1 pseudogene is annotated in these 328 nt (G+C 73.8%); it reads right to left on the bottom strand.

The features are described 5' to 3' along the window. Positions 1-328 (bottom strand): annotated as a pseudogene (locus ACSNOK_RS33650) (serine/threonine protein phosphatase); the annotation flags it as partial.

Here is a 328-nt window from a genome sequence, read left to right on the forward strand (position 1 = left end):
CTCCGCGTACCGCACGGCGTTCGTCACCACCTCGCTGATCAGCAGCTCCACCGAGTCCGAGAGGTCCTCCAGGTCCCAGCGGGCCAGCGCCCGCCGGGCCAGCCGGCGCGCCTTGCCCGGGGTCTGCTCGTGCGGCTCCAGGAACCAGTAGGCGACATCGCTCGGCGCGATCCCGTCGAAGCGGGCGGCCAGCAGCGCGATGTCGTCGTCCCGGTCGCCCGGGCCCAGCATGTCCAGCACCTCGTCGCACAGCGGCTCCAGCGGCGGCGGGTGGTCCGGGCCGGTCAGCCGGGCTGTCGCGGTCAGCCGCTCGCGCAACTGCTCTATC

Origin of the sequence: Streptomyces sp. URMC 126, from assembly GCF_051386555.1 — a bacterium.
In the GTDB taxonomy this organism is placed as follows: Bacteria; Actinomycetota; Actinomycetes; order Streptomycetales; family Streptomycetaceae; genus Streptomyces.